At 40.2% G+C, this 15997-nt stretch carries 15 protein-coding genes and 3 tRNA genes; 6 read left to right on the top strand and 12 right to left on the bottom strand.

Translation table 11 applies throughout. The features are described 5' to 3' along the window. Positions 1 to 67: 67 nt before the first annotated feature. Complete coding sequence (gene ftsY / locus L4F93_RS05655) at positions 68 to 1702, top strand: signal recognition particle-docking protein FtsY (protein WP_250351502.1); 1635 nt, start codon at positions 68 to 70, stop codon at positions 1700 to 1702. 76 nt (positions 1703 to 1778) lie between these two features. Here the strand turns inward: ftsY and glpQ are convergent, their stop codons facing one another. Together glpQ and glpT are read right to left on the bottom strand one after the other, a co-directional pair. After that, positions 1779 to 2876 (bottom strand): glycerophosphodiester phosphodiesterase, encoded by a 1098-nt coding sequence (gene glpQ / locus L4F93_RS05650; RefSeq protein ID WP_250351501.1) that lies wholly within the window; start codon positions 2874 to 2876, stop codon positions 1779 to 1781. Positions 2877 to 2966: 90 nt separating this feature from the next. Continuing rightward, a complete protein-coding gene (glpT, locus tag L4F93_RS05645; protein WP_250351500.1) occupies positions 2967 to 4412 on the bottom strand; it encodes a glycerol-3-phosphate transporter in 1446 nt (481 codons plus the stop codon). Between the two features lie 286 nt (positions 4413 to 4698). On the opposite strand from glpT, the gene glpA reads away from it, so the two are divergent. The 3 genes from glpA to glpC are packed head-to-tail and all read left to right on the top strand — an operon-like array spanning position 4699 to position 8943. Continuing rightward, positions 4699 to 6390, top strand: coding sequence for an anaerobic glycerol-3-phosphate dehydrogenase subunit A (glpA, locus tag L4F93_RS05640; protein WP_250351499.1), 1692 nt, complete (start codon positions 4699 to 4701; stop codon positions 6388 to 6390). Continuing rightward, positions 6380 to 7672, top strand: a complete 1293-nt coding sequence (glpB, locus tag L4F93_RS05635) for a glycerol-3-phosphate dehydrogenase subunit GlpB (protein WP_250351498.1) — start codon at positions 6380 to 6382, stop codon at positions 7670 to 7672. Before glpA ends, glpB begins: the two co-directional genes overlap by 11 nt. After that, the gene (gene glpC, locus L4F93_RS05630; RefSeq protein ID WP_250351497.1) at positions 7672 to 8943 is read left to right on the top strand and encodes an anaerobic glycerol-3-phosphate dehydrogenase subunit GlpC; all 1272 of its coding nucleotides are present in this window, start codon (positions 7672 to 7674) and stop codon (positions 8941 to 8943) included. The genes glpB and glpC overlap by 1 nt, the downstream gene beginning before the upstream one ends. Before the next feature lie 106 nt (positions 8944 to 9049). On the opposite strand, the gene L4F93_RS05625 is transcribed toward glpC, so the two are convergent. Next, positions 9050 to 9808, bottom strand: coding sequence for a DeoR/GlpR family transcriptional regulator (locus L4F93_RS05625; RefSeq protein WP_250351496.1), 759 nt, complete (start codon positions 9806 to 9808; stop codon positions 9050 to 9052). Positions 9809 to 9833: 25 nt separating this feature from the next. Next, positions 9834 to 10703, bottom strand: a complete 870-nt coding sequence (locus L4F93_RS05620; RefSeq protein ID WP_250351495.1) for a rhomboid family intramembrane serine protease — start codon at positions 10701 to 10703, stop codon at positions 9834 to 9836. Positions 10704 to 10750: 47 nt separating this feature from the next. On the opposite strand from L4F93_RS05620, the gene L4F93_RS05615 reads away from it, so the two are divergent. Continuing rightward, positions 10751 to 11068, top strand: coding sequence for a DUF5389 domain-containing protein (locus L4F93_RS05615; protein WP_250351494.1), 318 nt, complete (start codon positions 10751 to 10753; stop codon positions 11066 to 11068). Positions 11069 to 11267: 199 nt separating this feature from the next. Here L4F93_RS05615 and purT read toward each other — a convergent pair whose 3' ends face one another. The 5 genes from purT to L4F93_RS05590 all read right to left on the bottom strand — a co-directional run bounded on the left by purT (position 11268) and on the right by L4F93_RS05590 (position 15018). Next, positions 11268 to 12449 carry a formate-dependent phosphoribosylglycinamide formyltransferase gene (gene purT / locus L4F93_RS05610; RefSeq protein ID WP_250351493.1) on the bottom strand — a complete coding sequence of 394 codons (1182 nt, stop codon included), beginning with the start codon at positions 12447 to 12449 and terminating at the stop codon, positions 11268 to 11270. Positions 12450 to 12474: 25 nt separating this feature from the next. After that, positions 12475 to 12981, bottom strand: coding sequence for an S-ribosylhomocysteine lyase (gene luxS, locus L4F93_RS05605; protein ID WP_250351492.1), 507 nt, complete (start codon positions 12979 to 12981; stop codon positions 12475 to 12477). Between the two features lie 377 nt (positions 12982 to 13358). Next, a complete protein-coding gene (locus L4F93_RS05600; protein ID WP_250351491.1) occupies positions 13359 to 13814 on the bottom strand; it encodes a YqaA family protein in 456 nt (151 codons plus the stop codon). Next, complete coding sequence (locus L4F93_RS05595) at positions 13807 to 14415, bottom strand: sugar O-acetyltransferase (RefSeq protein WP_250351490.1); 609 nt, start codon at positions 14413 to 14415, stop codon at positions 13807 to 13809. Before L4F93_RS05595 ends, L4F93_RS05600 begins: the two co-directional genes overlap by 8 nt. Then, entirely contained in the window at positions 14416 to 15018 is a 603-nt protein-coding gene (locus tag L4F93_RS05590; protein WP_250351489.1) for a beta-phosphoglucomutase family hydrolase, read from the bottom strand. It abuts the gene before it with no gap. Positions 15019 to 15174: 156 nt separating this feature from the next. On the opposite strand from L4F93_RS05590, the gene L4F93_RS05585 reads away from it, so the two are divergent. Next, the gene (locus tag L4F93_RS05585; RefSeq protein WP_250351488.1) at positions 15175 to 15555 is read left to right on the top strand and encodes a hypothetical protein; all 381 of its coding nucleotides are present in this window, start codon (positions 15175 to 15177) and stop codon (positions 15553 to 15555) included. 42 nt (positions 15556 to 15597) lie between these two features. Here L4F93_RS05585 and L4F93_RS05580 read toward each other — a convergent pair. The 3 genes from L4F93_RS05580 to L4F93_RS05570 form a co-directional block, all read right to left on the bottom strand. Then, positions 15598 to 15674: transfer RNA gene (locus L4F93_RS05580), tRNA-Arg, on the bottom strand. A 62-nt stretch (positions 15675 to 15736) separates the two neighbouring features. Continuing rightward, positions 15737 to 15813: transfer RNA gene (locus L4F93_RS05575), tRNA-Arg, on the bottom strand. 10 nt (positions 15814 to 15823) lie between these two features. Further along, positions 15824 to 15913: transfer RNA gene (locus L4F93_RS05570), tRNA-Ser, on the bottom strand. Between the last annotated feature and the right edge of the window lie 84 nt (positions 15914 to 15997).

Here is a 15997-nt window from a genome sequence, read left to right as displayed (position 1 = left end):
GTTTAGTATAAAAATGGCTTAGTACAAATTCAAAAAATCAGTAATTTTTCATAATAGTGAGCAATTTATGGCAGAAAAAAATAAAAAAGGTGGTTTTTGGTCTTGGTTTGGATTAGGAAAAAAGAAAGAAGAAACATCAAACCAAGCTGAAATACAAAAAACAGAAATCGCAAAGCAAGCAGAACTTTCACAAGAACCAAGTGCGGTAGAAAATCCTGATGTTTTAGCACAAGAAACAGAAATCGCAGAGCAATCAGAACTTCCACTAGAACCAAGTGCGGTGCAAAATCCTGATGTTTTAGCACAAGAAACAGAAATCGCAGAGCAATCAGAACTTCCACTAGAACCAAGTGCGGTGCAAAATCCTGATGTTTTAGCACAAGAAACAGAAATCACAGAGCAAGCAGAACTTCCACAAGAACCAAGTGCGGTGCAAAATCCTGATGTTTTAGCCCAAGAAACAGAAATCGCAGAGCAATCAGAACTTCCACTAGAACCAAGTGCGGTGCAAAATCCTGATGTTTTAGCACAAGAAACAGAAATCGCAGAGCAAGCAGCGCTTTCACAAGAGCAAAGTGCGGTAGAAAATGCTGATGTTTTAGCACAAGAAACAGAAATCACAGAGCAAGCAGAACTTCCACTAGAACCAAGTGCGGTGCAAAATCCTGATGTTTTAGCACAAGAAACAGAAATCTCAGAGCAAGCAGAATTTTCACAAGAACCAAATGCGGTGCAAAATGCTGATATTTCAACCCAAGAAAAACCAAGTGAAGGGGGCTTTTTTAGCCGTTTAGTGAAAGGCTTAATTCGCACGAAACAAAATATCGGTTCAGGCTTTTTCGGGTTATTTTCCGGTAAAAAAATTGATGATGATCTGTTTGAAGAATTAGAAGAACAACTTCTCATCGCTGATATTGGAATGCCAACAACGACCAAAATTATCAATAATTTAACTCAGCACACAAGTCGTAAGCAGTTAAAAGATGCGGATCTGCTCTATCAACAATTAAAAGTAGAGTTAGCTGAAATTATTAAACCTGTGGCACAGCCTTTGGAAATTGATCATAGCAAAAAACCTTATGTGATTTTAATGGTCGGCGTTAATGGCGTAGGAAAAACCACCACCATTGGAAAACTTGCACGCCAATTCCAAATGCAAGGCAAATCGGTGATGTTAGCGGCGGGAGACACCTTCCGCGCCGCTGCCGTAGAACAACTTCAAGTGTGGGGGGAACGTAACAATATTCCCGTAGTTGCACAAAGTACTGGGGCGGATTCAGCCTCCGTAATTTATGATGCAATGCAATCTGCAGCCGCACGAAATATTGATATTTTGATTGCGGATACCGCTGGGCGTTTACAAAATAAAAATAACTTGATGGATGAGCTGAAGAAAATTGTTCGTGTAATGAAAAAATATGATGAAACCGCGCCACACGAAATTATGCTCACGCTTGATGCCGGCACGGGGCAAAACGCAATTAGCCAAGCCAAACTATTCAACGAAGCCGTGGGCTTAACAGGAATTAGCTTAACTAAATTAGATGGCACAGCCAAAGGCGGAGTAATTTTCGCCATCGCCGATCAATTTAAACTGCCAATTCGTTATATTGGTATTGGTGAAAAAATTGAGGATTTACGCCCATTTAAAGCAGATGAATTTATTGAGGCGTTGTTTAATACGGAAACGACACATCATTAAGCAAAAAGAAAATCGGAAAGAGACCTTTCCGATTTTTTATTTTTCTTTAACTCACTTTCAAGCAAAAATTTGTAACCTATTTATCCTTCCCCAAAAACTTCACCGCAGTGTCTGGGAAATCCGTGAAAATCCCTGTTGCGCCAGCTTGATTGAGTAACGCATCATACATTTGATTGACATTGCTAAAGAAAGCTGGCAATGCATCTTTACGTACGGTGTAAGGATGTAATTCCATATTATATTTTTTCAATTCTTTCACTAATGGGGTATAAACGACGTTCTCTTTCGTAGAATGTTCTTTATCAACCAGCATATACCAACCGGGTCCGACACCGTCAGCATATTTTGCCACTTCTGCCATTGCGCCATCTTTGAACATCCAGCCATAATCATAGTTTACCCACTCACCTTGCGGATTTTTTTCTTCCGTTTCGTGCCAATCAGTATAGGCAATTAACTGAACCAATTTTAAATCCATACCTAATTGTGGAAGTAATTCTGTTTTAATCCGTTTAAGTTCGTTAAAATCAAAGGTCTGTAAATAAACAGGGTCAGATTTTTTTGTATAGCCATATTTTTTTAGCACTTCTAAGGTGGCTTTGGCAATGTCTTTTCCTTCTTTATGATGTAGCCAAGGTGCTTTAATCTCTGGGTAAATACCAATTTTTTTCCCTGTAGATTTTTCTAAGCCTTGAATAAATTCAATTTCATCTTCAAAGGTATGAATTTTAAAATGAGATTTCCACATTGGAAAACGATCAGGATAAACTTGCACTTGTTTTCCGTCTTTCACTTCAAAGTTTTCAGTCATATTTAAAGACTGAATTTCGGCGAGTGTAAAATCAACCACATAATAACGACCGTCTTCACGCTTACGATCAGGAAACTTCGTTGCCACATCAGTTAAGCCATCTAGAAAATGATCGTGAATAACAATTAGATGATCGTCTTTTGTCATCACTAAATCTTGTTCTAAATAATCCGCTTTCTGTCCAAACGCAAGGGCTTTACTTTCTAAGGTATGCTCTGGTAAGTAGCCACTTGCACCACGGTGAGCAATAACGAGCTTTTCTTTGTTATCCATTGTTGGTATTGCAAATGCAGATTGTACGCAGGTGAAAGCTAAGGTGGAACACGCCACAACTTGTGCTAATTTTTTGAGTTTAAACGTCATAAAAACCTCCTTTTAAAGTGCGGTTATTTTTTACAAAGATTTTTGCCAAGAAAAAAGGAAGCCTTTTTCAGACTTCCTTTTGTTTATAGATTATTTGCCGTAGTGATCACCTAATGCGGCTTTATGTTTTGCTTCTTGAATAGTTACGATTAAAAGTAACAACACAGCTAAGATACCCCCTGCGATCATTACATAGAAACCGCCATCCCAGCCGTAATATTCTGCAGCCCAACCAACAACGGCTGAAGCCGAAACTGTACCACCGAGGTAACCAAATAAGCCGGTGAAACCTGCTGCTGTTCCCGCCGCTTTTTTCGGTGCAAGTTCAAGGGCGTGTAAACCAATCAACATTACTGGACCATAAATTAAGAAACCAATGGTTGTCATTAAGATAAAGTCTGTTAATTGATATGGGTTTTCATACCAAGCTTTACCCGCATATTGCGCTAATTCTGACTCTGGTGTTGCTGGGTTAAGCCATAATGCGACCACTGCTGCGGTGGTTAAGATCATAAAAATAAAGCCAGTTAAACCACGCTTACCTTTAAACAAGTGATCCGATACCCAACCACAAATTAATGTTCCCGGAATCGCGGCTAATTCATAAATAGTGTATGCCCACGCAGTCCCTTTGATGTTGAAATGTTTCACTTCCCCTAAATATACTGGCGACCATTTCAAGACACCATAACGAATAAGATAAACAAACACGTTAGCAATCGCGATGTACCATAACAATTTGTTTTTCAATACATAAGTAACGAAAATTTCTTTTGCAGTAAGATCATTTTCGTATGTTTTTTCATTGTAATCATCAGGATAGTCATTGCGCCATTTTTCAATCGCAGGTAATCCGCAAGATTGTGGCGTATCTTTCATTACAAAGAAAACAGGGATCGCAGCAAGCATTGCGGCAATACCGGGATAATAAAGGGCTTGTTGCCATACATCTTTAGCTGTCGCTTGCACGCCGTGTTCGCTGAAATAAATTGCACTGGCTAATAACACCATTGCCCCCGGAACCATTCCCCCTACGTTATGCGCACAGTTCCAAATAGAGACGATGGTTCCGCGTTCTGATTTAGACCACCAGTGAACCATTGTACGACCACAAGGTGGCCATCCCATTCCTTGGAACCAACCATTGAGGAAAATCATCACGAACATCACTAAAATGCCCGATGTTGCCCAAGGCATTAAGCCCATTAGGGTCATACATAAACCAGAAAGCAACAAACCACAAGGTAAGAACACTTTCGGATTTGAACGATCCGAAATACTCGCCATAATAAATTTAGATAAACCGTAGGCTAAACCCGCCCCAGTTCCGATAATACCGAGTTCGGCTTTATTATAAAGCCCCGCTTCAATCAACCCTTTTTGTGCTAAATCAAAATTAGCACGCACGAAATAATAAGCGGCATAACCGAAAAAAATTCCCGCAAACACTTGCCAACGCAAACGTTTATAAGTGGAATCTATTTTCTCTTTTGGCAACTCCGCAATATGCGGCGCTGGTTTAAATGGTCCAAACATAGAAATTCTCCAATATTGTTATTTTTTATAAATGAAATACGCTCTTATACGAACATTTCCGCCATATCATAACGATAAAATCAAAAACGAAAAGTAAATAAATTTTAAGATGTGATGTTTATCACAAAAAAATAACAATTTTTTTCAAGGAAGGATAAATAGTGATCTACCTCACAGAATTTAATACAAAATCGAGCATTTTATTTTCTAAAACGAACATTTAGCGTATTATAAAGACAATTCTTTTTTATCTTTTTATTTACAAATTTAATGTGGGGGAAAAGCGATGAAAATATCACCGCACTTTTATAAAAATGCAGAGGACTTTTCGCCTATCAATACCGATGTCATCATCATCGGCGGTGGTGCAACAGGCGCGGGAATTGCACGCGATTGTGCCTTACGTGGGATCAATTGTGTATTACTGGAACGACGAGATATTGCCACGGGTGCAACGGGACGTAATCACGGTTTATTACATAGTGGGGCGCGCTATGCGGTCAATGATGAAGAGTCTGCACGCGAATGTATTCAAGAAAACTTAATTTTAAAAAACATTGCCCGCCATTGTATTGAAGATACGAAAGGGCTATTTATTACCTTACCAGAAGATGATCTTAATTATCAAAAAACGTTTCTCAATGCCTGTGATGCCGCAGGTATTGAAGCGGTTGCTGTTGAGCCAGAATTAGCCAAACGCTTAGAGCCGTCAGTAAATCCTCACTTAGTGGGCGCGGTTGTTGTCCCTGATGGATCAATTGATCCTTTTCGCTTAACCGCAGCGAATATGCTTGATGCCAGTGAAAATGGCGCTAAAATTTTTACTTATTGTGAAGTCATCTCTCTTATCCGCGAGGGGGATCGTGTTATTGGTACGAAAGTTTATGATCATAAGAATAAAGTAACACGTCTCTTTTTTGCTCCTGTTGTGGTCAATGCTGGGGGGATTTGGGGGCAAGGTATTGCCGAATATGCGGATTTGAAAATTAGAATGTTCCCAGCAAAAGGAGCATTACTGATTATGGGGCATCGCATTAATAATTTGGTTATCAATCGTTGTCGCAAACCTGCGGATGCCGATATTTTAGTGCCGGGCGATACCATCTGTGTCATCGGTACCACATCAAGTCGCATACCTTATGATCAAATTGATAATATGGTAGTAACCCCTGAAGAAGTGGATATTCTTTTCCGAGAAGGCGAAAAACTGGCACCTTCGCTACGCCACACGCGTGTTTTACGTGCTTATGCTGGCGTTCGCCCACTGGTTGCAACAGATGATGATCCTTCTGGGCGTAATGTTAGTCGTGGCATTGTGTTACTTGATCACGCCCAGCGAGATGGTTTAGAAGGGTTTGTTACCATTACTGGGGGGAAATTAATGACCTATCGCCTAATGGCTGAATGGGCAACGGATTTAGTTTGTAAAAAACTCAATAAATCGGCAGCCTGTACTACGGCTAACCGTGCCTTACCCGGTTCAGATGCCACGCAAGAAGAAACCTATAAACAGATTATTTCTCTCCCCACCCCAATTAAAATCTCCGCGGTTTATCGGCACGGTCAGCGCGCCACAAAATTACTTGAGCAAGAACGCCTAGATCGCTCTTTAGTCTGTGAGTGTGAAGCGGTCAGTGCAGGGGAAGTTCGCTATGCAGTAGATGAACTCAAAGTCAATAATTTAGTGGATTTACGCCGTCGTACACGTGTTGGAATGGGGACTTGCCAAGCGGAACTTTGTGCTTGTCGTGCAGCTGGCTTAATGGCTCGTTTTAATGTGGCAACGCCTCGCCAATCAACTACGCAACTCGCTTCTTTTATGGAAGAACGTTGGCGAGGTATTCAACCCATTGCTTGGGGGGAAGCCGTACGTGAAGCCGAATTTACCAGTTGGATTTATTACAGCCTACTCGGTTTGAATGATGTAAAACCGCTTGAAGAACAAGCCACACAGGGGACAGATAGCAATGAAATTTGATGTAATTATTATTGGCGGTGGCTTAGCAGGATTAACTTGTGGCATCGCACTACAACAGCAAGGCAAACATTGCGCCATTATCAATAATGGACAAGCGGCGATGGATTTTTCTTCTGGCTCACTGGATTTACTGAGCCAACTCCCTGATGGAAGTGCGGTGGAAAATTTTGTTGAATCTTATCCAAAATTTGCCCAACAACTGCCTCATCACCCTTATAGTTTATTAGGTCAAGAGCAGGTGATCGCAAAAGCACAGGCATTTGAGCAATTCGCTCAATCACTGAATTTAGCACTGATTGGGTCATATAAAGAAAATCATTTTCGTGTTACCCCTTTAGGAGGATTGCGACGTACTTGGCTTTCAGCAGATAGTGTACCGACATTGCCATTATCACAAACCGCCTATCCACATAAACATATTGCCGTATTAGGAATAGAAGGCTATCACGATTTTCAACCCCAATTACTTGCGGATAACCTGAAACAAAATCCACAATTTGCCCATTGTGAGGTAAAAATTGGCTACTTATCTATTCCACAACTGGATGAACTTCGCACAAATGCAAGGGAATTCCGTAGTGTCAATATCTCTCAAGTTCTGGAATATAAATTGGCATTCAGTGAATTAGTCCAAGAAATCAAGCAAGCCGCAAATGGGGCAAGTGCGGTATTTTTACCAGCCTGTTTTGGCATTGAAAATCAAGCCTTTTTCCAGAGTTTAAAACAGGCTTCAGGACTGAATTTATACGAATTACCAACGCTTCCACCTTCATTATTAGGTATGCGTCAGCGTAAAAATTTACGTGCTAAGTTTGAGAAATTAGGGGGAATGATGCTAAATGGCGATAGAGCATTGCGTGCTGACATTGCCGATCAACAAGTTAAAGCACTTTACAGCCAATTACATCAGGATGATGCGCTTTATGCTGATCATTTTGTACTGGCTTCAGGGCATTATTTTAGCTCAGGCATTGTGGCAGAGTTTGAGCGTATTCGAGAACCCATTTTTGATTTGGATATTGTTGGTAATGGCGATTTTGATAATAACAATCGTCTTTCTTGGACGAAAGATCGTTTCTCTGCCCCACAACCTTATCAAAGTGCGGGGGTAAAAATTAACGCAAAATGCCAAGTACAAAAGTGCGGTGAAATTTTAACGAATTTATACGCTGTGGGATCAGTGATTGGCGGTTATAACAATTTAGAACTCGGCTGTAGCTCTGGCGTGGCAGTGGTTACCGCACTTACTGTGGCAGAACAGATTCTGGCAGGGGGTAAATAATGAACATTCAACAATTAATCGAAAATGCAAAACAAAATGCCGCATTACCGCCCTCTCATCAATATGTAGATAACAGTTTTGAGAGCTGTATAAAATGTACTGCTTGTACGGCAGTTTGCCCTGTATCAAAACAAAATCCGCTCTATCCCGGTCCAAAACAAGCAGGCCCAGATGGAGAACGCTTTCGCTTAAAAAGTGCTGCATTTTACGATGAAGCACTCAAATATTGCACCAACTGCAAACGTTGTGAAGTGGCTTGCCCTTCAGATGTTAAAATCGGTGATTTAATCGTACGAGCGAGGAATAATCACCTGCAAGCGCAAAAAAAATCGCTTATTCATAAATTACGCGATGCGGTGTTAAGTAATACGGATATTATGGGTAAGCTCAACACGCCATTTGCCCCTGTGGTGAACACCATTACAGGGTTAAAGGCGACAAAATTTCTGTTAGAAAAAACATTAAAAGTCAGTAAACACCGCAGTTTGCCGAAATATTCTTTTGGTTCATTCCGTCAATGGTATAAAAATAACGCCCTTGAACGTCAGCGTTACTATAAAGATAAAGTCGCCTATTATCACGGTTGTTATGTAAACTATAATAATCCTCAACTTGGAAAGGATTTAATCAAGGTTTTCAATGCGTTAGACATTGGTGTGATGTTGTTGGAAAAAGAAAAATGCTGTGGCTTGCCATTAAGTGTGAATGGTTTTCCTAAACGGGCAAAAGAATTAGCGAAATTTAATCTTGCTCAACTTGAAAATACCATTATTAATCAAGAACTTGATGTGGTTGGCACATCTTCTAGCTGTACAATGAATCTGCGTGATGAATACCATCATATTTTAGCTATGGATAATGCCAAAGTGCGTCCGCATATAAATATTGTGACTAAATATTTATATCAACGCTTGCAACGCCAAAAATCACCGCAATTTAAATCAATGCCGTTAAAAGTGGCTTATCACACAGCTTGCCACGTGGATAAAGCAGGCTGGGCGCCTTATACCCTCGCGTTACTTAAACTTATCCCTGATTTAGAGGTGGTGATGCTACCAAGTCAATGCTGTGGTATTGCTGGCACTTACGGCTTTAAAGCCGAAAACTATGAGGTTTCTCAAGCGATTGGTAAAAGCTTATTTGAGCATATTGAAGAAGGGCAATTTGATTTTGTTATTTCTGAGTGTGAAACCTGCAAATGGCAAATTGATATGTCCACTCGCCTTACTTGCTTACACCCCGTAACCTTACTTGCCAAAGCGCTCGCTTAAAGATAAAAAGGGATAGGATTTCCTCTCCCTTTTATTTCACAAGTGCGGTGTTATTTTTTCCTGTTTTGTCTCATCGCCTTATGTTAATCAGATGAAATAATGAACATTATTCACAAATATGTACCACGGTATTACTCGCTTCAAGTAATTGGCTGATCGTGTCAGACGGTGGAGTATCGGTAAATAAATGGCTCAACTCTGATAACGATCCAAGACAAACCATTGCACGGCGATTAAATTTAGAATGATCCGTAGCAAGAATGGTATTACGCGAACTTTCAATAATGGCTCGCTTCACTTGAACTTCGTGGTAATCATAATCTAGCAAGGTACCATCAGCATCAATGGCACTAATGCCTAAAATACCAAAATCTAAGCGAAATTGTTTAATAAAAGCCACTGTCGCTTCACCAATAATCCCGCCATCTTGGCGTAATGAACCGCCTGCCATCGTAATATTAAAACTTTTATTCTGCATCAAAATATAAGCGGCATTGAGGTTATTGGTTACAATGCGTAAATTCTTATGATTTAACAACGCATTTGCTACTGCTTCTGGTGTCGTACCAATATCCATAAATAAAGAAGCACCATTTGGAATAATCTTTGCAACTTCAGCCGCAATTCGTCTTTTTTCTGCTGAGAAAAAATGTTTCCGTTCTACATAATCCGAATTTTCAGAGGTGGATGGCGAAGCTGCGCCTCCGTGATGACGGCTAATTAAATTATTTTCCGCAAGCTCATTTAAATCACGCCGAATGGTTTGTGGACTGACACCTAATAAATTGACCAGATCTTCTGTGCTAAGATAGCCATTTTGTTTCACTAAGGAAATGATTTTTTTATGGCGAAGAGATTGTTTCATTTCTTATTCCTAACTTATGTTGTGTTTATTTTTTAATGCGACTTTTGGGATAACTAAGCAAGATTTTTAGCCCAGCCAGTATAATGCCTGTAAGAAAACCACTAATATGTGCGCTATTTCCCATCGAAATCCCAATCAATGGGCTAACAAAACCAAAGGCAATACCAACAAGGAGCATAGTAAAAAAGCCTTGCGGTAAATGAAAGAGCGACTGGCGACTAAATTTATCTAATACAAGAACATAACCCAACACCGCATACACGACACCAGATAAGCCAAAAAATGCGGGCCCCGAGGCGATATTTTGTGCAAAGCCACTGATAAAGGCGGAAAGCAAATACAATAGAACAAGGGTTGTTGTGCCAAATTTCTGCTCAATTTGCCCTGCAAAAATCCACCACCACACTAAATTAAAGGTGATATGCCAAAGGGAAAGATGCACAAGGCTATGCGTAAAATAGCGCCAAAGTTCTGCTTGTTCCGCATAGCTGTCAGGATAATGTGTTGCCAATAGAATTGGCTGATTAAAACCGAGCAACTGAAAAAGGTAAACGCACAAACACAGTGCGGTTAAAAAAACGGTGAATTTTTGTTGTTTCCATTGTGAAAATGAAGGTAATTTCCACCGCACTTTATTTTCGTTATCTTGTTCAAGTTTGCCCGTTTCCCAACTGGCTTGTTGATATTTCTCAGCAAAAGGATGGCGAAGAAATTCATCACGCTCTTGCGCTATTTGGCTTAATTGTGGGCAATCCTCCGCCACATATACAGCAAGCATAATGCCATATTCTGTTTGCTCTTCTTTCACTTCAAGTGGCACTTGATATTTCTGCGCAATATAATCACGAAAGTAAAAGGCAAAATTGCTGATTTCACTACCAAATAAACGTTGCATTTGTTATATTCCTTTCTCCCAAAATATTGAATAAATGATTGCTGAATATGAATAAACAAAAAATGCCTACTGGCTTTAGCCCTTTCACTTGGGCGCTTGCCATTTTCTGCCTGCCCATTTTGTTATGGCCTTTGGCGCTACTTATCTCGCCAAATTTATTGAAAAACCCAAGTTTGAGCGATTTACAAATCACGTTGATGTCCATTTTTTTCTGGGTTTACCCGCTCATTTTAGGCATTAGTGCAAGAATACTTTACCTGATTCATCAACGCAATGCACCAAAAGCCAAAGGCTTGCTGTTATTAAGTGCGGTGATTTTTTACGCTATTTTAAGCTATATCTGTGTTGTGGGATTCAGTACTTAAATAAGGAAATCGCTCATCGCCTGATTTAAGTTCAGAATAAGATATCTCCGCGAGATGCGAAAACAAGTTAATTCACCTTAAAACGGCATTCTATATTCTGCACTGTCTATCTATAAACAAAAATCCAAGTCAATTTTCTACCGCACTTTATCGAAACGATGACTGAATATAAACGAGGCGAACGTTGTTCGCCTACTTGTTATAAAATAATTTCCAGTTTATCGTAAGCACGTTGTACTTTTTGCAACGCTTTCTCGACATTCTCATCACGAGCGAGTAATACCCCCATTCTGCGATGCCCTTGCACTTCACCTTTAGCAAATAAACGAAGATCGGTATTAGGTTCAACTAGCACATTTTCTAATCCCGCAAACTGTACATTTTGCGAATACCCCTCTACCACAATGGCTTTTGAGGCAGCTGGGCTAATTAAATTTATTTGTGGAATTGGAAGCCCTAAAATTGCACGAGCGTGCAAAGCAAATTCTGATAATTCCTGCGAGATAAGGGTAACCATTCCTGTATCGTGTGGACGAGGCGACACTTCGTTGAAAATAACATCATCGCCCGATACAAACATTTCTACACCAAAAATGCCTCGCCCACCTAGTGCAGCCGTGATTTTTTCTGCAATTTGCTGGGCTTTCGCTAATGCTACTTCAGACATTGCTTGAGGTTGCCAAGATTCACGATAATCGCCCTCTTCTTGACGATGCCCAATAGGGGCAAGGAACGCCGTGCCACCGATATGACGAACCGTAAGCAAGGTAATTTCATAATCAAATTTTACGAACCCTTCAACAATCACACGTCCTGCCCCAGCGCGTCCGCCTTGCTGGGCATAATCCCACGCAGCTTGCAACTGTTCAAGGGATTTCACGATACTTTGTCCGTGTCCAGAAGAAGACATAATCGGTTTTACCACACAAGGCACACCAATTTTTTCCACTGCCCGTTGGAAATCCGCAAAATTATCAACAAACTGATAAGGCGATGTTGGCAAGCCTAATTCTTCGGCGGCTAAACGGCGAATGCCTTCACGGTTCATCGTTAAGCGAGTGGCTTTCGCCGTAGGGACAACATTAAACCCAGCTTGCTCTAATTCCATCAAGGTTTCCGTCGCAATCGCCTCTACCTCAGGCACAATATAATCTGGCTGTTCTTTTTCCACTAACGCTTTCAATGCTTCACCATCAAGCATTGAAATGGTATAAGCACGATGAGCTACTTGTTGAGCAGGTGCATTTTCATAACGATCAACGGCAATCACTTCAACGCCCAAACGTTGTAACTCAATCACCACTTCTTTGCCTAATTCACCTGATCCTAACATCATCACTTTCGTTGCATTTGCAGTGAGTGCCGTACCTAATGTTGCCATTGCATTTTCCTTCTTTAATTAACGATTATTGTGTTAAAAGACGTTCATCTAATAATAAATCTTCATTTTTATTTACCCCGACACCACGTTCAAGGATATGTTGTGCAATTTGATGGGCTTCTGGCAAAGAATGTTCAGTGTAAGTACCACATTGATATTCGTTTAATTCAGGAATATTTTTTTGATCTTGCACTTGCAAAATATCATTCATAGAAGCAAGCCAAGCCTGCGCCACTTGCTGCTCGTTTGGCGTGCCGATCAATGACATATAAAATCCCGTACGGCAACCCATTGGCGAAATATCAATAATTTCGACATTTTCACTGTTCAAGTGATCACGCATAAAGCCAGCAAAAAGATGTTCTAAGGTATGAATACCTTTAGGGGGTAAAATCTCTTTATTTGGAAGACAAAAACGTAAATCAAAAATCGTAATGTCATCGCCCTTTGGGGTTCGCATTGTTTTTGCAACACGTACCGCAGGGGCATTCATTTTTGTATGATCAACTTTAAAACTATCGAGTAATGGCATAAGGTTTCCTTTTCTTGAATTAAAATGTAAATTTTTGTAAAAAAAATTCAATATTCTCTGAACTTTTCTGTTATTATTCGGTCTGACAGTATAGCAACTTGCAGTTGTTTTAATAAATTTGATTCCTTAAGTTATTTTTGCCACTCTTTGTGAGTGGCTTTTTCTTGCCTAATTTCTGCAATAACCGAGTTATACACGTCAAGCTAGTATAAGCAAAGTACAAAAAGCGAACAACCCAAATTTATTTTTGTAATTTTTTGTAAATTTTCTTCAAGTTATGTTATTATAGCCTTCCACAAAAAATAGCAACTTGCAGTTGTTTAATAAAAATTGGTTCCTTAGGTTATTTGCCACCTTTCAAGGTGGCTTTTTTTTACTTAAATATGGCTAATGAGCAATAACAACATATAGCGAAATAATTTTCCAATCATTATAAATAATAAGGATTTCAACCAGTTAAACTGCAACCAACCTGCCATCGCACAAAATGCGTCGCCCACAATGGGTAACCAGCTTAATAATAATGTCCAAATGCCATAGCGCTGAATTTTATTTAATGCCCAGCGTTGTTGTCGATTTTTTTGTTCTAGTTTTGGAAGCCCGCGTCCAATCATATACGTGGTCATACCACCTAATGTGTTGCCAAGCACGGCAGCAATAAGCAATTCAACAAGATCAATGGAAAAAATCGTCCCAATAAAAGGTGCGGTCAAAAAAAGGAAAATAATTTCAGAATTGCCGGGTAGCACGGTGGCGCTAAGAAAGGCACTACTAAACATTATCCACAGGCTATTTTGTGATCCCAATAGCCCCTCTCTCAGCCAATCAAGCATAGCCTGCCATATATTTGTGAATGTAATTGAGCCTATCTTGCTCTGTAATTTGGCGTATCACTTTGGCTGGATTGCCTACCACAAGGCTATTGGCGGGAATATCTTTGTTCACTACTGCTCCTGCGCCAATCACCACGTTATCGCCAATCGTTACTCCGCCTAAGATAATGGCATTGCCCCCCACCCATACATTATTGCCAATAGAAATCGGCAGTGCGTGTTCCCAATCTTGATTGCGTAACGCCGCATCAAGAGGATGCCCTACCGTATAAAGGCTCACATTTGGTGCTAGCATCACATTATCCCCAATGGTGATCCCTCCATTATCAAGCATTGTACAATTATAATTAGCAAAAAAATTCGCTCCAACTTCAATAAAGCAGCCATAATCACAAAAAAACGGGGCATTAATATGAGGTTCATTTTTACATTTCCCTAAAATCTGCTGAATTAACACCGCTCTTTTTTCTGTTTCCGAAGGGCAAATTTGTGTATTGTATTGAAAAAGTCGCTTTTTATTTTCAAGACGAAGTTGTGCTAATTCAGGATCATTGGGTTTATGCGCTAAGCCTGCAAGCATTTTTTGTTTATCAGATAACATTTAATTACCCTTAATCAATTGATTGATACGCACATCAAAAACGTCCATTCCCGCAGCCAACCCAGCTTGCACGCCAAGATCTGCATCTTCAAATACCACACAACGTTGTGGATTAACCTTGATCAATTCTGCGCAGCGTAAAAATGTATCGGGTTCAGGTTTGTGATTAACTACATCTTCTGCGGTAACCACCGCATCAAAATAAGAATGTAAATCAAATTTATCAAGCAATAAATTAGTTACATTACGGTGCGATCCCGTTCCCAACGCTAATGGTTTTTGTCCAGCAAATTTTTTCACCACCTGTGCAGCGGGTAATAAGGTGGAATGTTGCATAATTAATTCAATGCCATATTGGCGTTTCAATTGAATCACTTCGTCAAACAACGCCATTGGCATTGCCGCTTCTTTCATCATTTTTTCAGCAATCACTTTTACGGGCGCGCCACCAAGGTCATAAATCATCTGCCCATTCAAAGGATAACCCAAGGTTTCCCCCACTTTATCCCACGCTTTTTTATGACTCGGCATTGTGTCGATGACGGTACCATCCATATCAAAAATGAGCCCATCATAATCAGCCAAAAACGCTAAATCTCTCATTAATCACTCCCTTTTTTAAAATTTTTCGTATTTTGCTACAAATTTGTGATCTCTGCACTGTTTTATTTGAAGAGATTTCGGTAAAGTTAGGCTTAAACAGAATTTATCACAAAAAACTACCGCACTTTCTAACCGAAAAATGATTTCGAGGTGGCAATGAGGCTGCAACAACAATTAACTTTTTTATTACAACGAAAGTTGATCGATGAAGAAATCGTGCAATGGATGCTACATATCCGCGATCATTTGCTCAAGCAATGGCACGTTGATGTCGAAAGCCCACAGGTTTTAATGCTATTCAATCATATTGCAATGGCATTAGGGCGAATAAAACGGGGTTATACTGCAACCCCACTCGCAGCGGATATTTTGGCTGAAATACAAAGTGCGGTTGTTTTTCCACAGATTTTTCAACGCCATTCAGAATTGCTTGCATTACTACCTATCTCAATTCCTGACAGTGAACAAACGCATTTTATCGCAAATATTTATTCGCTTTCATTAAGCCAACCACAAATTCTAACTAAGACAGTATGAAAATATATTAAGAGAAGTAAATAAAAAAGGTATTAGATAAGATGGCGCACCCGAAAGGATTCGAACCTTTGACCGCTCGGTTCGTAGCCGAGTACTCTATCCAGCTGAGCTACGGGTGCGTATTTGAGTTATACTAACCAATCATTTAATCATTTTAATTTTGCTGTAGAGCTCAACAAAATGGCGCACCCGAGAGGATTCGAACCTCTGACCGCTCGGTTCGTAGCCGAGTACTCTATCCAGCTGAGCTACGGGTGCCCTGAGTAAATGGCGGTGAGAGAGGGATTCGAACCCTCGATAGAGTTTCCCCTATACACCCTTAGCAGGGGTGCGCCTTCAGCCTCTCGGCCATCTCACCGCAATCGGTTTGTGGGCGGTATAATACGGATTGCCTCAGCATAAGTCAAACGATTTTTTGCAAATAATTATTTGTTTGAATGAT

The sequence above is a fragment of the Avibacterium sp. 20-132 genome (assembly GCF_023611925.1).
Classification (GTDB): Bacteria; Pseudomonadota; Gammaproteobacteria; order Enterobacterales; family Pasteurellaceae; genus Avibacterium.
This window is presented reverse-complemented; position numbering and strand designations above follow the sequence as displayed.

Excerpts from the sequence above, each read along its gene's own strand:
- L4F93_RS05595 (WP_250351490.1), bottom strand. The coding sequence starts at position 14,415 with ATGTTATCTGATAAACAAAAAATGCTTGCAGGCTTAGCGCATAAACCC.
- glpC (WP_250351497.1), top strand. The coding sequence starts at position 7,672 with ATGAACATTCAACAATTAATCGAAAATGCAAAACAAAATGCCGCATTA.
- glpQ (WP_250351501.1), bottom strand. The coding sequence starts at position 2,876 with ATGACGTTTAAACTCAAAAAATTAGCACAAGTTGTGGCGTGTTCCACC.
- L4F93_RS05585 (WP_250351488.1), top strand. The coding sequence starts at position 15,175 with ATGAGGCTGCAACAACAATTAACTTTTTTATTACAACGAAAGTTGATC.
- L4F93_RS05600 (WP_250351491.1), bottom strand. The coding sequence starts at position 13,814 with ATGCTTGATTGGCTGAGAGAGGGGCTATTGGGATCACAAAATAGCCTG.
- luxS (WP_250351492.1), bottom strand. The coding sequence starts at position 12,981 with ATGCCATTACTCGATAGTTTTAAAGTTGATCATACAAAAATGAATGCC.
- purT (WP_250351493.1), bottom strand. The coding sequence starts at position 12,449 with ATGGCAACATTAGGTACGGCACTCACTGCAAATGCAACGAAAGTGATG.
- ftsY (WP_250351502.1), top strand. The coding sequence starts at position 68 with ATGGCAGAAAAAAATAAAAAAGGTGGTTTTTGGTCTTGGTTTGGATTA.
- L4F93_RS05615 (WP_250351494.1), top strand. The coding sequence starts at position 10,751 with ATGAATAAACAAAAAATGCCTACTGGCTTTAGCCCTTTCACTTGGGCG.
- L4F93_RS05620 (WP_250351495.1), bottom strand. The coding sequence starts at position 10,703 with ATGCAACGTTTATTTGGTAGTGAAATCAGCAATTTTGCCTTTTACTTT.
- glpT (WP_250351500.1), bottom strand. The coding sequence starts at position 4,412 with ATGTTTGGACCATTTAAACCAGCGCCGCATATTGCGGAGTTGCCAAAA.
- L4F93_RS05625 (WP_250351496.1), bottom strand. The coding sequence starts at position 9,808 with ATGAAACAATCTCTTCGCCATAAAAAAATCATTTCCTTAGTGAAACAA.
- glpA (WP_250351499.1), top strand. The coding sequence starts at position 4,699 with ATGAAAATATCACCGCACTTTTATAAAAATGCAGAGGACTTTTCGCCT.
- L4F93_RS05590 (WP_250351489.1), bottom strand. The coding sequence starts at position 15,018 with ATGAGAGATTTAGCGTTTTTGGCTGATTATGATGGGCTCATTTTTGAT.
- glpB (WP_250351498.1), top strand. The coding sequence starts at position 6,380 with ATGAAATTTGATGTAATTATTATTGGCGGTGGCTTAGCAGGATTAACT.